This window comes from Erythrobacter sp. 'gip.4 top 5' (assembly GCF_056495765.1).
This window is the reverse complement of the sequence record NZ_CP200270.1, coordinates 1098861-1112044: the sequence shown is the minus strand read 5'-3', so window position 1 is coordinate 1112044 and position 13184 is coordinate 1098861. Positions and strand designations below refer to the sequence as shown.

Here is a 13184-nt window from a genome sequence, read left to right as displayed (position 1 = left end):
CCAGATCGCGATTAGTCGATCACGACTTGGAAGTAGAGCGAGCGGGTCTGGCCGCCAGCGACGTCGCTCAGGTCGCCCGTAACCCGATCTTCTCTGTCCGGGCCTGCTTCGGGTGTGAAGGTTCCGCCAGCGGTACCGTTAGCGCAGTTCGCATCGCCATCGACGAAGATCGAATTGGTCACGAACGTCACGTCGAACGGCAGGTCATCGGTCACGTCCACACCGGTCGCCGTCGCAGCGCCGCTGGCATTGGCCACGGTGATGCAATATTCGACCGTCGCCCCCGGAATCGCCTTGGGATTGTTCGTTCCGTTGACCGTATCACTGACAACGCGGCTCGACTTGGCGACTGTCACCACAGCGCCTGCCACGGTGTATGTACCCGTATCGGAGAACGCACCGTCACGCAGCGCGTCGGTATCGCCCCGCCCGTCAAACAGCACGGTATCGATACCGTCGGTATTGGTAGCGGATTCGACCAATTCGTCACCCAGCGTACCCACAGTATTGCCTGCATGGGCATTGGCGGTGAGCGTTACGCCGAAGGTATCGGCATTGTCCGCGTTGAGGCCGATGTCAGCGAGTACGATGACTGAGATAGTCACCCCCGCGGCTGCCGTGCCAACCTCATCGAGATAGGTGATGGCGCCTGCTTCCGATTCTGCCGCGCTGAGAACACCGTCGCCATCGGTATCACGATAGATGCGGAAATTGCTGATATTGGCTTCTGTCCCGCTTTGAAAAGCGGCCCTCAGATCAAGGTCGACCGTGCTGTTGGACAGGTTGGTGACATCGAACGCGATCGCTGCATTGTTTTGGCCGGGATTCACGGTGGTCGCGGTGCCGACAAAGTTGACGTTCACATTGACGCGCTGGTCGACCATGAATGTATCGGTCGCCGTTTCGGCATTCTGTGTTACGCCGCCGACGTCATAGCTGACGGTGACACTATTTCGAATGGTGGTGCCCGCGCTGGTCCCTTGGGCCAGAGCAGGCGCGCTGGACATTGCGACGAGCGCAAACGCGCTCACCGCACCCAGCAGCTGCTTGGTGGTCTTCATGGTTTTGGTCCTGAGTGTGTGCCCCGCGTGATCATATCCGCCCGCAGGACGTGGCGGTTATCTCCCGCTTGTCAGCGGATGATGGCTGGATAGGTAAGCCTGCCGGTTTCACCGGGCGCGATGCTCGCCAGCACCCAGCGGATGTGAGTCACATCGGCATGTGCGGCGGGACGCACGGTTCCGTCTGGGTTGGTTACGCCCAGCGCGGCCAAGGCGCCAAAGGTCTCGCCGGCGTCGACCGACACCATGAGCGCTGGATCGGCATCAGGTGCAAGGCGAACAGCCGCGGGCAAAGGATTGGTGACGACGAAATTGCTCACCGCTTCGGTCCCGGTGTTGGCGTAATCCGTGCCGAAAACCAGCCGGTCTCCCGGAATAATCGCGGTCGGCTCGACCAGTGCAATGCTTTCCTTGCCTTCTGGACTGATCACGACCTTTTCGGCCATAACGTCGCCAGTAAGCGAGATGGGCGAACTTGCGGTTTGCGCAGCAAGCGGCGAGGCAAGCGTTAAGGATGCGGCAATCACGATTGCCAGCCGGTTGATCCGATTCATGTTTTAACCCCTGATGATATTGTTTTTTGTAATTTATTTATTCAATCGACGATGACGTTGAAGGTGACCCTTTGCGTGACTTCTGCGGCCACCGTCCCGAGCGTGACGAAAATTCCTGATGTATCCGATGCGGCCCCCGCATCCCCATCGGCGGCATCGCTCAAGCCGACACCATCCAACGCCAGTGTGCCCGGCGCATAAGTGGTGCCTTCGGGGATGACGTCGGTGACAATGAGGTTTTCAATCGTGCCGGTCCCGCTGACCCGCGCTTCGATGGTGAAGGTCGCGACTGTGCCGGGCACAGCGCTGGTGCCTCCGAACGGATCGCTCAGAACCACAGACTTGACCAACGCAACATTGGCGATCCCGGCGATCATCGTCCCGCGGGCCGTGGCCTGTGCACCTGTAGCACCAACGATAGCATTGCCGCCGTCCACACCGGCGCCTGCAAAGGCGGTCCCGGGCGCGCCGATCCCGGTTACAGCTTCGGCCGAAAGGGTAACTGCGCTGGTCTGTTGGTCGCCAACGCCATCGGGAACCGTGACCAGCACGAACAGCGTCAACCGTTGATCGGGCGCCAAGACAGCGGTGGTTTGAGGCTGCCCGAGAATTTCGTCGATGCCTTCGTCATAGATCCCATTGCCATTGCTATCGTTTGCAATCGCACGAAATGAAGCATCAAAATCGTTGCCCCCAACGGCCGCGTTAGCGACCAGCCTCAACGCCTCGGGGCCGTTACCCTGATTGGTCAATTCAAATGAATGAACCGCCCCGCCCGCCCGCGATGCGACAGGTCCGGGATCGAGCGAGGTCAATGTGACATTCACGAGTTCGTCGACGCGCACGGTGACCGTATTGGAATTGATGCTCCGGACCACGCCGCCTTCATCATAACTTGTGACGGCGGTGTTTTCGATCAGCGTTCCCGCGGTTACGCCACCTGCAAGTAGAGGCGCAGACACCAGAGTGGTTGCGACCGTGACCCCGGCGAGAGCCGTGGAGAGGAAATGCTGAATGGATGTGTGCGTGTTCATACCACGGTTGAAATACGGGGAGATCGTTAGTTTTTCGTTAGTGACGTTCGCACTTTGATTACCCGCGACTGATCGGTTTGGCCGCAGGCGTATCCAACCACACCCGAGCGAGCATGCATTTTTCTTATTTTCCGGTTAGATGTCAGTTCCTTGCATCGCAAACTGTTGCAAAAGCGCCTCCCTAATCACCGTTTGCAATAAGCGCCTTATTTTAGTCGACCGCGCCCTAGCATTCAGAAAAAATGAAATCTCGAGGTCGGATGGCGGGCCGCGGACGCGCAGAAAACGAATTGCAGCCCTTCGCTCCCAACCCTGCGCACCCGATTCACACTCAGAGAGGGACGGATGACTGGCAACGACAGCGTTCACTGCCGCAGTTCATAGCTTTGCCGCATCAAAAACGGCTCGCCCGCCGCACGCGTCTGCTTTGTAATCCGCAGCCGATTGCTATCACGGGTAAGGATCTTGCGGGCAATCACCTCGCGCCCGTTCTCCGTGCCTGTCCCGTCCAGCACGATAGTGAGCGAGGCTCCGTCGGCAGAGGTGTGGGCTTCGACCACGCGCCATTGCTCGGGCGCGTTGGTGCCGGCGGTGATGGTAAGCATTTGGCCCGCAGCATCAAAGGCCCAGGTCTCGGACGAACGAATGGTCTTGCCCGGGCCATCGTCAAACGTCCAAGCCAGCACCGATCCATTGCTTTGCATCAAGGTGGGCAGCGTTTCACGCGTGTCATCACTGAAATCCCGGTAATCGAGCGTTCCGTTCCAATCGCCCACCAGTGCTTTGGCGACTGCGGCAGGCGTATCAGCGAGGGCGGCCAGCAGGCCTTGGGCAACGGCAATTGTGCGGTCTCGCCCCGCCTCGAAATCGGCCATAGTGGGCACGACAAGCTGGTCGACCGCAACGCCCTTGCCCGGATCAAAGCTGGCTATCGCCGTGCGGTTCCAGGCGTTGGGCACACGCACCTTGATGCCGCTTTCAGGAAGTGTGAACAGCAAGCTTCGCCCCGCGGTCGGCCCTTCGGCACTACCGCCGCTATTTTCCCCGATAATGGTGGCACCTGCTTTTTCCTTGAAATGCGCCATCGCCATGGTGGTGGCAGAGCCAGCGCGAGGGCCGCTGAGGAGCGTGATCCGCCCGCCAAATCGGTTTTCGCTAACAGGCTGCTGTTCGAATTCGGTGTCGCTTTCACTGACCGCGTCACCCTGCATCACCGGGATGCGATCGTACCAGCCGTCCGCCGTTTGCGTGAAGCCATCGAGCGGTGGGTTGAACAACGCATCCCGGTCGCCATAGGCGCTGATATATTGCGGCAGATCGCCGTACCGCACGGCCTTCAATCGCTGTGGCTTGGCCCAGACAAACGGTTGATCGATCAGGTACCGTCCCAGCGCCACCGGCACACTGTCCGAACCACCGCCATTCTTGCGCAGGTCGATAATCAGGTGCTCGGTCCCGGCCTCTTTCATCGCGGCGAAAAACCCCCCGAGAAACGCGGTTGCTTGCACCGGGTTGCGATAACTGACGAAGGTATCGATGCCGAGCCGCGCGGTCTTGCCGTTCATTCTCCAGCTGACACTGTTGTAAAACTCGCTGCGATATTTCGCGCCCGGCGCGGTAAAGGCAGTCCATTGCGCAAACCGGATGGGCTGGAGGGAGGCGGTGGTTGGCTCGGTGCCGCCCACAGGCTTCCATTCGACCCGCCAGTGATCGGGAAAGCCGAACAGCGCCGGGTAGTTCTCGTTGAAATCATCACCCATAAGGTCACTATCGTCGGCAAGCTTGGCCGCAATCGCCTGATCGGTGCTGCCATCATAAGACACCAGCGGAGCGAGCTTGAGCAACAGCGCAGGCACCGCCATGTCATTGATGCCGAGGATCTCGCTCCCAACCGGAGGCGCACCGGCCTGACCGTCGTTCGACACCACGATCATCCGCCCCTCAATCAGTTGGAACCGCAGCGGCAGGTGAGTGGGGTTGGTGGTGCGATAGGCCGTCAGACTGTCTGACATTTCCGCCTTGGTGTGATCGCAATGGATTACGGCGAGCAGGCGGGCCACCTCCGCGTGCAGCGCCAGATCGGTTATCGGCTTGGCGGCGGCCGCTTCGAGACGCGTGAACGCCAACGCGATGTCCGCTTTGGCGGCGTAGCGATAAAGGCCAGGATGCACGGTCTCCAACGCGCGTCGCAGAATGGCAACATCGCTGGTCGCCTGCTGCGCGTTGAGCAGGCGCGGCACAAAACGCGAGGCAACAGGGGTCTGGGCCGCACCCGATTCCACCTGACTGGCGGCAAGCGGCAAGGGCAACGACATGAGCGTTGCGGCAACAAGATAAAAGCATTTCATCACGATCACTCCAAGGGCGAGAACACACCTTGAAGTGACCCAAACACCGCGCCGCCGCGCCTCAATCGTCAGGCAGCCAACGATTTTTGTGATTTGAGCCGCCATGCACTCGGGCTCATGCCAGTAAAATCCTGAAACGCGCGGTTGAAGCTTGCCTTGGAATTGAATCCAACCTCGAACGCCAGCGATAGCAGATCGCGGTGCTCGCCGGGCGCAGCAAGCAAACGCTGCAATTCGGCTACACGGTGGCGGTTGATGATGGCGTTGAAATTTTCACCTGACGCTGCGCTCAGCCCGCGTGACAGATAGGTGGTGTTGGTGCCGATGATCCGCGCAAGACCCGCCAGCGTCAGCGTCGGATCGCGCCACAATTGCTCTGCTTCAATGCGTGTCAGCCAAGCGCTGCCTTGTGCGGTCCAGTCACGCCCGGTTGGCGAGGGCGCTGTCTGGAGCGGCAATTCTGCGGGATCTGGCAGCGCGTCTGGTCGGGGGAATTGCGCGTCGGAATGCCGCCATCCGCCGATGCCAAGGTACAGCACCAGCACGGAAAATCCGAGATACAGCGGGAACTGATCAAAATAGTCGCGCGCCGGATCAGCCCACTTTGCGATCAGGAACCCAGCCCAGATAATGGCGATCAGGCCCAGCGCGGCGAGGAAGTTGCGGATCCAGTTCGGCTCGAAATCAGCGCCGTCTGTACGATTTTCGCTCAACCACATACGGTAAGCGCGGTATCGGTGATAGGCAGCCATACTATATACCGCGATGCTGACCACAGCAGCAACATCCAGCGCAGGATCAATGATCGGCCCGTGCGCCACCACATTCCACCAGTCCTTGGTCGCAAGCGGCAAGGGGAATACGGCAGAATAGGCGAGGAATTGCCCCGCCACAGGTACAAAATGCAGCCACACCACCGCCGGGCGTGCCCCAGTCAGCGTAACCGTGTAAAGAAAAAGTAACGGACCAAAGGCGAGCGTGTAGGAAAATGGCGCAAAGCTCAGCCAAGGAAACTGATCGTAGAACCCTGCAAAACCAATAATGTAAGGCGTCATGAGCGCGGCCACCGCCGCGATCAGCAGCGCCAGGCAACGGTTCGCCGTGCGGTTAACATTCCCCCGCCAAAGCAGGGCCGCCAGAACCAAGCCCTGCACCGCGCATATCAACAGCGTGATGCTTAAGGGCCCGAGCGAAATCATCGTCGCCTCCATGCCGCAACATGAGCGATTTTGAAATGTCGATTGCGTGGTCGCAACCGGGAAAATCCGGCGTTGCTGATATAGCTTGCGTTATGCCAACTCGGCAGGAAAGCCCTCCCCTCCAATCCCAAGCGCCCACCACAGGGAGCCTATGATTTTCCTAAGGAAAGTGCGGAAAAAAGGTGGTGCCGCTTACAGGATTCGAATCTGTGACCCCATCATTACGAAAAAGGCTCTTACTTTCGGTAATTTAGATGCATTTCTTGATCTTGCAGAACCCAATTCACACCAAAAACCGCGCTGCCCAGTTTCTGCCCAAATTCGCTTAGAGCGGCTCGCCGGGAGATCAAGGGGAACGATCGTTCGGAAGGCAAAGCTTTGGTGGGGTGACCCACGCCAGACCCACAATCGGGCAAGGTCACGAGGGAAGCTAAGCCCACGTCGTCTCTGCGCTTTTGCTCGGCAGTGCAGACCATGGAATGAGCAACTTCAAGGGTGAGCCTAAACGGGAAGCTTTGAATTCGTCAGGATCGTTTCAGCCTCGGCAAAAATGCTCTTAGCCCATTGCTGCAGTTCGTGGGCCCTTCGATCGGCGGCTAGCGACAACCGATGAATAGACAGAGAAGCGATAAAACCATCATCATCCTGTGACCAGCCCTCTGGCGGCGGGTGATCAGTCGTAAGGCAACCAGAATCCGACATGATGATCACTGCGAAGTGCGGATGCTCTGACATCAGCAATTCCTGATATCACTGTGAATGCTCAGGAAATCGAAGAGCAAGAGCTATGTACGAACGATCAGGAGTACGATCAGCAACACCATATCTGTATTGCCAAAAGAGCCCACCCTCGATGTGAAATGCTAGGTCGGAGGTCCTCGGCCTAAGGAAACTCCTGCAAACTTCGTCTGCACTCGACCACATGGTGGAGAATGATGAACGCCAGCGTTCCATGGTCGGCAGCATCAATGAGGCTGCAGCCAGATCCGCCGACGTAAAAACTTCACTGTTCAATTTCTTCTCCTTGAGAAAATCGACAAGGTCCCCGGCCAAGCTCTTCCAAGGGGCTAGCCCACTTACGCTGGATTGAGTCTCTGCCTGCAGCCATCGCCCGAAAGCGGCCCACGTCACTTGAGCGCGGGACGCCACGGCGAACTTATCGTCGGCATGGTAGCCCTCCGGAGCCTCGGTCGTACCGGTAATGAGCAACATTGCTCTCGGCCCCGCTTTGTCCGCCGCCGACCTTAGCCAATTGCAATAAGTGGTAACCTGTGTCGCTGGCTGGTCATTGGTGCCATGGTCTTGATACCCGCTCCAAGTCTTGTTCTCGATTACGAGAACCGGCTTGCCACCGACGAATAGAGGCCTTGACCGCACTTGCCGAGCAGGGTTCGATCACAACAACGGCAAAAAATAGACCGTTCCCCCGCCCTCGAACGCGAACGCCAGCAAGGCGAACACATCCGGATCGGGGGCATTGCTCAGGCAGCTTCGGGATGCTTCTGGTAGGTGGCCTGATCGTCACGGTAGCAATAATGTAGCTCGGGGTCGGAACCTGTTAGCGTGCGCAACAGAAGGCCGATGTAGCGCGGGTTGAAATCACGGTACTTCAAGACTTGGATGATGCGCGTGCCGGTATTGATGCCGTGCTCGATGCAGAGGCGAATGCAAATGACAGCTTTGTCGTGTTTGCTGGTCCCCTTGAGGGCCTCTAGGAGGGCATCAAGCTTGCCGAAGATCGCATTGCGGTCCTTGGGGTGCGGGTTTGTAGGGTTCATGCTCATTCCTCCAGAAAATGGGCCGCACGCGCGAGAACGAACGGCCAGGTGGGGTGGGTTATGCGGGGCTGGTTTCGGCATCAGCCGGGGTGGCCCGGCTGACATTCATTTTTGCTGCCCCCGCCTCGACCGCCCGCAACAGCGTTTCGTTGGCAAGATGGAAGTAGCGCATGGTCGATTGATGGTCGGCGTAAGCGAGAATCCGGCCCACGGCGAACAGATCGATCCCAGCGTTGATCATGAACGACGCCGCCGAGTGGCGAAGGTCATGGATCCGGAGCCCATCGAGCCCAGCCGCCTCTTGCGCGGTTTGAGGCCTGCCCCCTCCCCCTGCCCATCCGCGCCAATCGATACCCTGAGGCACGCCGCCCGCGCCGTGGTCAGAACAAGCATTGGTATCTCCAAAACAAAAAAGCCTCCGGAAGTCATCCGAGGGCGTGGTGGGCGGCACCCACTTCGGCGCAGTGCGTCATGATCGGACCGAAGAATTTTGAATCGACAGCGAGGGAGCTAGTAATATAATACTTGCACTATGTTGATCATCTCGCCCCAAGCATATTCGGCGTTCACATCGGCGAAGCAGACTGCCTTCCAGAGAGAGCTTTGCTCGTCTCTATGGGCAGATTTCAAAGCACAGATACGAACACCCGAACTGCTCTCGGACTTTGTCGCTGAACAAGTTGAAGCGGCGAGCCGAATGGGGATTACTTCAGCTCGAACTACCGCGCTTTTCACTTTGGCTGCCCTGCTTTTGGGGACGGAACTAGAAGCCGATTCTGGATTCCAAGACAGGATGGCAGGATTCGGTACAGATGAAGCGGCGAAGGCGGAGTGGATCGCGGCGTTGCTCATCAGCCTCGATGAAATTTTCGCATGAGCGTGATCCTCGGTTGGCTGACGCGGAAGACGGTGGCTAAGATTGCTCAATCCGAGACGGCGAAGATTGCCGGACGGTGGCTCGTGGAAAAGGCTTCGCAAGCCACTGACTACGTCATAAAACAAGCCAAAGCGGCCGCCGACGCAATCGATACTAAGGCACGAGAAGTCGTTCGTCAGACGTTTAACGATATCGGGACCGGCCTTGCAGATACAGCAGGTGAAGCGTCCGAGGCCTACCACGGCGGCAAGGATGCTGCGTTAGCCACGCTCGATCTAGCCAAGCAGACGTATGGCAAAGTCGAAGGCGCCGTCGTTAATCTCGCTAAGAAATTTGGCTATGAACCGGTTGCGAGTCCAATCGGAGAGTGCCCATATGCAGCGGCAGAGAACCCTTCAGCGGGCCCGACCGACGGCGGCTTCTTGGTACCGACAGACTCTTGTCCGGCAGATCATGTGCCGATCGAGCCAACCAATACTGGTGTGGTGGAGGCTCTGGCAAAGGCGAAGGGTTTATCGGCCAGAAGCAAATATGATGCAAACAAACAAAAATCGTCCATTCCACCCAGAGATTGCGGAGCGACAAATTGCGCTGAGGAGAAGAATAAGCTTACCCTTTATGTCAATGGAATTAACACGAATGCCCAAACTCATTGCAAGACATTGCAAGACATTCAGTCGATGACTTGCAATACTGTAGTAGGAGTGCTCAACGACACTGAAGGCGGCGCTGTAGATGTAATGAGGGCAGCCGACGCCAAGCGAAAAATCGCCAAAGAAATAGGCGCGTCGCAAAAGCGGATTGCAGACGAGGAAATCAGGTCATCTCTAGAGGACAAAAAACATCCAAAGGATTATGCCGGTTTTTCTCCGTCAGTGAAAACAATACATGACGCGATTTACTCGGAAATGATAGCCGGGCGCGAACTGAACATAATAGCCCATAGTGAGGGAGGGGCCATCGCTAGCTTGGCAACATTAAGGGCGAAACAAACCTTGAGGCAAACAGGTCACGGTGGCAAAATAGTTAATCTTTCGGTGACGTCGTTAGGTTCGGCTGCACAGGCTTGGACCGATGGCCCTCGATACACACACTACCTTCATGTCGAGGATCCGGTGTCCCACTTCGTTGGACTGTCCGATGCCGCGACACACCCCGGGGCCAACGCGATTATCGAGAGGTTCGGCGGGAAGGAAGGCTCATTCTACAACGACGCTGATCGAACTAAACGCCCATACCTACCAATCGGAGAGGGATTGAAGGGGGCGATTGATCCGCATTTGGCAGACACATCGTACCTGCCTTACATGACCGAAAAACGAGGCAAGGAAGGCAAAATCTGCATGGCAGCGAAGTGAGGTCATTTCAAAAGATTGCGGCGTCGGTACTTTTCGTTCTGGCGATTTGCTCGATCTACAGTTTTGCTGCCGGAAGCCCCAATCAAGGTAAAGATATGACAAATCGCGAAAGGGCAGAGGCGCTCGTCATCCAGGTGGAGAAGCTCCGCGACTACAAAGTGAGAGGCCTATCCGAGCGTGGAACGGTAGCGTATGGCAGCGTCCAGTTCGGGCACGATGGTGACAATGAGTATATATACGTCGCTGTTATGGTTTCCCAGAATTCGCTTTGGAACTCGGTCGGCGAGGAGGTAGCCAACCGTCAGCTTGAATTTGTTAGGGCGCTTAGCGATCAGCGCACCGGTGGCATGTTCGATGACGGGGGCGGCACTTGGTGGTTCGACGAGGGCAGTGGCAAGCTTTTTCTGTTTAGAAATTTTCCGCTGGACGCTCCTCCGAAACAGATTTCCGCTTCGCTGGATGTCCTTCTTGATGTGGCGACGCAGTGGATTTCGGTGTGGACAGATGCTCTAGCCAACATCTTGTTCCATGGTGCTCAGCCGCCCCAGCGGAAAGTGACGGTCCAAAACAATCCATTTCGATGACAGCGGCTGTCACGTATCACGGGCGCTGTGGTCGAAATGAGCATGGGGATTTCTCCAACAAAAAGCCTCACGCAAATCATCCGGTGACCTGGTTCAGGGTGGGAGGTGGCAGCAGCTTAGGCTACTTCACATATGATACCCACGTTTGCGCGGTTACTCCGGCTGGGACACGTCTAAAATTTCGAATGCACCCACCGACTATTTGTGGCTGGATGGTCGATTGGCAATGAGCACGGGATGCCCCACCCTTCCCGGTCGGCGGCCACCGCCTCATAGAGGCCGAGGACGTAAGCCAGGTGGTCGGTAATGGTTTTGTACTTTTTGCTCGAGCCTGCCGAAACCTGCGTCGCGGATCCGCTGGCTTAGTCCGATGAGCCGGAAGACCCTCCGGTCGCTTTCGCGCTGGTTGCCGTGAGCTGCTCAAGCAGCAGAAGATGCTCGCCGTACCCCTGAATTCCCCTGCGTTCGGGTCACGCTGCCGGACCCTCATTCGTGACCCATACCTGCAATGGCGTCGACAGTGGGCTGGGCACCAGCCGCCGTCACACGAGAAATCCCTCGCCGGGGCACAGGGAAGTTGCCTCGCCGGAAAGGCCTACACCGCGCACCCTGACTGTACCCACAGCAAGGAGGAGCAGCAGCGATGGAGCGGATTTACATTTCGATCAGTGAAGCTGGCAGCGCGCTTGGGGTCAGCCGGTCAACGATCTACCGCCTGATGGATTACGGCGAACTGGAAGCGGTCAAGATCGGGCGCAGACGGCTGGTCAAGCGGGAGGAAATCGAAGCGCTTGCAGATCGGGGTTCGATCGACACGACCGCAAAACAAGAAAGGCACTCCCGCCCCACACACGACGGCCCACAAGGCGATCGCGTTCGGGGCGGGAGCTTGGGTCAGGCAACTTCGGGATGGCAGCGCAGAAGGCCGTCAGCGTCGGCGAACCAATGGTCAACGGGAAATGCCAACCGCGGTGCAGCTATGACCCAAGCTCAACCCACTTTGGCGGCTGGTACAAGTGAAAGCCTAGCTGGCTTTAGTGAGCGTATGGGACCAGCCGTAAGTGCCTTCAACAGCACGTTTTGCATGAGTAAGGCTAGCGCCTTTTGGCTCATTTACAGGCTTAAAATGGGTTTGGGCCATTTCAGCAGGCAAAACCGCCCCACCAAGCCCAAAGGCCTTCCACAGGGAGCCTATGATTTTCCTAGGGAAAGTGCGGAAAAAAGGTGGTGCCGCTTACAGGATTCGAACCTGTGACCCCATCATTACGAATGATGTGCTCTACCGACTGAGCTAAAGCGGCATTCCCACAATCGGCCCTAATAAAGAGGGCACGCTCGCGCAAATGCAAAGGTGGAGGCCCGAGCCGGAATCGAACCGGCGTGCGAGGATTTGCAGTCCTCTACGTAACCACTCCGCCATCGGGCCGAGCCTAGGGAAGCCTACGCCTCTCAAGGAAGCGGCGGATTAGCGATTCGGGGGCAACTTTGCAATGCATGTTTCTGCCGCGCGCTTGGGGTGACCTGCTTTACGCAACGTCGGTCTGGACCCCGCGCTCATCTCGCGGCAAAGATTTGCGTATGACTATTGCCAGCCTGCTCGAACCCGTCACCGGCCAGCCCGGACCGATCCACCTCGCCCACGCCGCTGACTGGATGCAAGGCCGAACGCTGTACGGCGGCGCGTCGGCGCTGGTGGCTTACACCATGGCAACACGCGCCTTCACCGGGCTGCCCCCTCTGCGCGCAGGCCAAGTCGCCTTTGTCGCGCCGGTGGGCGAAAAAATTACGATGACCGCCGAGATCATCCGCCAAGGGCGCAATGTCACCCAGGTCCGCAGCGAAATCATAAGCGATGGCAAAATCGCCCTGAGCGCGTTCTGGCTGTTTGCCGAAGGACGCGAGACCAACGCAGAGCAAGCACCGGCGCAGCCCGAAGACTGGCCCGGACCGCCCGAGGATCACGAGGTGGCAACGCACCAATTCGCTCCGCAATTCATCCAAAGCAATTTCGAATTGCGCCGCGGTCAGGCCAAAGGCGCGGACGTAGGGGCGACGATCCGGCGCTGGGCGCGGCTGACCGAGGCTCATGATCTGGATCCGGTGTCCCGCCTGGTACTGATGGGCGATGTGATGCCGCCGGGCGCAATGCGCGTGATGCAACGCAAAGGCCCGATCAGCTCGATCAACTGGTCGTTCAACGTGCTCGACCCGGAAAGCCGTTCACGCGATGGCTGGTATCTAGCCGAGAACGCGAGCCAGCATGCGGCGGCAGGCTATTCTTCGGAGCGGCTGCGGATGTGGGACGCCGATGGCCGTCAGGTGCTTGACGGCATTCAATGCGTGGCGGTGTTTGGCTAACGGCAGACCGCGAGGCGGTCATATGGCGGAAGC

13 protein-coding genes and 2 tRNA genes are annotated in these 13184 nt (G+C 58.1%); 5 read left to right on the top strand and 10 right to left on the bottom strand.

The genetic code is table 11. The features are described from left to right. Positions 1-11: 11 nt before the first annotated feature. From ACRANW_RS05285 to ACRANW_RS05250, 8 genes are all read right to left on the bottom strand, one after another. A complete protein-coding gene (locus ACRANW_RS05285; RefSeq protein WP_479433488.1) occupies positions 12-1061 on the bottom strand; it encodes a hypothetical protein in 1050 nt (349 codons plus the stop codon). Between the two features lie 71 nt (positions 1062-1132). Further along, a complete protein-coding gene (locus ACRANW_RS05280; RefSeq protein WP_479433487.1) occupies positions 1133-1615 on the bottom strand; it encodes a hypothetical protein in 483 nt (160 codons plus the stop codon). Between the two features lie 41 nt (positions 1616-1656). Beyond that, positions 1657-2649: a hypothetical protein gene (locus ACRANW_RS05275; RefSeq protein ID WP_479433486.1), complete on the bottom strand. Its 993-nt coding sequence runs from the start codon at positions 2647-2649 to the stop codon at positions 1657-1659. 365 nt (positions 2650-3014) lie between these two features. Further along, positions 3015-4997, bottom strand: a complete 1983-nt coding sequence (locus tag ACRANW_RS05270) for a S41 family peptidase (RefSeq protein ID WP_479433485.1) — start codon at positions 4995-4997, stop codon at positions 3015-3017. Between the two features lie 68 nt (positions 4998-5065). After that, complete coding sequence (locus ACRANW_RS05265; protein ID WP_479433484.1) at positions 5066-6196, bottom strand: helix-turn-helix domain-containing protein; 1131 nt, start codon at positions 6194-6196, stop codon at positions 5066-5068. Positions 6197-6697: 501 nt separating this feature from the next. Further along, a complete protein-coding gene (locus ACRANW_RS05260) occupies positions 6698-6931 on the bottom strand; it encodes a hypothetical protein (RefSeq protein ID WP_479433483.1) in 234 nt (77 codons plus the stop codon). Positions 6932-7677: 746 nt separating this feature from the next. After that, positions 7678-7974, bottom strand: coding sequence for a hypothetical protein (locus ACRANW_RS05255; RefSeq protein WP_479433482.1), 297 nt, complete (start codon positions 7972-7974; stop codon positions 7678-7680). A gap of 58 nt (positions 7975-8032) precedes the next feature. After that, positions 8033-8338: a tyrosine-type recombinase/integrase gene (locus ACRANW_RS05250; RefSeq protein ID WP_479433481.1), complete on the bottom strand. Its 306-nt coding sequence runs from the start codon at positions 8336-8338 to the stop codon at positions 8033-8035. Positions 8339-8506: 168 nt separating this feature from the next. Here ACRANW_RS05250 and ACRANW_RS05245 point away from each other — a divergent pair, with 168 nt between their 5' ends. The 4 genes from ACRANW_RS05245 (at position 8507) to ACRANW_RS05230 (ending at position 12048) form a co-directional block, all read left to right on the top strand. Then, positions 8507-8851 carry a hypothetical protein gene (locus ACRANW_RS05245; RefSeq protein ID WP_479433480.1) on the top strand — a complete coding sequence of 115 codons (345 nt, stop codon included), beginning with the start codon at positions 8507-8509 and terminating at the stop codon, positions 8849-8851. Next, positions 8848-10209, top strand: a complete 1362-nt coding sequence (locus tag ACRANW_RS05240; RefSeq protein WP_479433479.1) for an alpha/beta hydrolase family protein — start codon at positions 8848-8850, stop codon at positions 10207-10209. The genes ACRANW_RS05245 and ACRANW_RS05240 overlap by 4 nt, the downstream gene beginning before the upstream one ends. Beyond that, the gene (locus tag ACRANW_RS05235) at positions 10206-10793 is read left to right on the top strand and encodes a hypothetical protein (protein WP_479433478.1); all 588 of its coding nucleotides are present in this window, start codon (positions 10206-10208) and stop codon (positions 10791-10793) included. The genes ACRANW_RS05240 and ACRANW_RS05235 overlap by 4 nt, the downstream gene beginning before the upstream one ends. Positions 10794-11436: 643 nt before the next feature. Then, positions 11437-12048 (top strand): helix-turn-helix domain-containing protein, encoded by a 612-nt coding sequence (locus ACRANW_RS05230; RefSeq protein ID WP_479433477.1) that lies wholly within the window; start codon positions 11437-11439, stop codon positions 12046-12048. On the opposite strand, the gene ACRANW_RS05225 is transcribed toward ACRANW_RS05230, so the two are convergent. Together ACRANW_RS05225 and ACRANW_RS05220 are read right to left on the bottom strand one after the other, a co-directional pair. Next, positions 12019-12094: transfer RNA gene (locus tag ACRANW_RS05225), tRNA-Thr, on the bottom strand. The genes ACRANW_RS05230 and ACRANW_RS05225 overlap by 30 nt on opposite strands. 51 nt (positions 12095-12145) lie before the next feature. Next, positions 12146-12219, bottom strand: a tRNA-Cys gene (locus ACRANW_RS05220). Between the two features lie 152 nt (positions 12220-12371). Here ACRANW_RS05220 and ACRANW_RS05215 point away from each other — a divergent pair. Further along, positions 12372-13151 carry an acyl-CoA thioesterase gene (locus tag ACRANW_RS05215; protein ID WP_479433476.1) on the top strand — a complete coding sequence of 260 codons (780 nt, stop codon included), beginning with the start codon at positions 12372-12374 and terminating at the stop codon, positions 13149-13151. The last annotated feature ends 33 nt before the right edge of the window (positions 13152-13184 follow it).

Bases quoted from the DNA above. Each gene is read 5' to 3' on its own strand.
- ACRANW_RS05280 (WP_479433487.1), bottom strand. From the start codon at position 1,615: ATGAATCGGATCAACCGGCTGGCAATCGTGATTGCCGCATCCTTAACG.
- ACRANW_RS05240 (WP_479433479.1), top strand. From the start codon at position 8,848: ATGAGCGTGATCCTCGGTTGGCTGACGCGGAAGACGGTGGCTAAGATT.
- ACRANW_RS05230 (WP_479433477.1), top strand. From the start codon at position 11,437: ATGGAGCGGATTTACATTTCGATCAGTGAAGCTGGCAGCGCGCTTGGG.
- ACRANW_RS05285 (WP_479433488.1), bottom strand. From the start codon at position 1,061: ATGAAGACCACCAAGCAGCTGCTGGGTGCGGTGAGCGCGTTTGCGCTC.
- ACRANW_RS05255 (WP_479433482.1), bottom strand. From the start codon at position 7,974: ATGAACCCTACAAACCCGCACCCCAAGGACCGCAATGCGATCTTCGGC.
- ACRANW_RS05260 (WP_479433483.1), bottom strand. From the start codon at position 6,931: ATGTCAGAGCATCCGCACTTCGCAGTGATCATCATGTCGGATTCTGGT.
- ACRANW_RS05270 (WP_479433485.1), bottom strand. From the start codon at position 4,997: ATGAAATGCTTTTATCTTGTTGCCGCAACGCTCATGTCGTTGCCCTTG.
- ACRANW_RS05245 (WP_479433480.1), top strand. From the start codon at position 8,507: ATGTTGATCATCTCGCCCCAAGCATATTCGGCGTTCACATCGGCGAAG.
- ACRANW_RS05265 (WP_479433484.1), bottom strand. From the start codon at position 6,196: ATGATTTCGCTCGGGCCCTTAAGCATCACGCTGTTGATATGCGCGGTG.
- ACRANW_RS05215 (WP_479433476.1), top strand. From the start codon at position 12,372: ATGACTATTGCCAGCCTGCTCGAACCCGTCACCGGCCAGCCCGGACCG.
- ACRANW_RS05275 (WP_479433486.1), bottom strand. From the start codon at position 2,649: ATGAACACGCACACATCCATTCAGCATTTCCTCTCCACGGCTCTCGCC.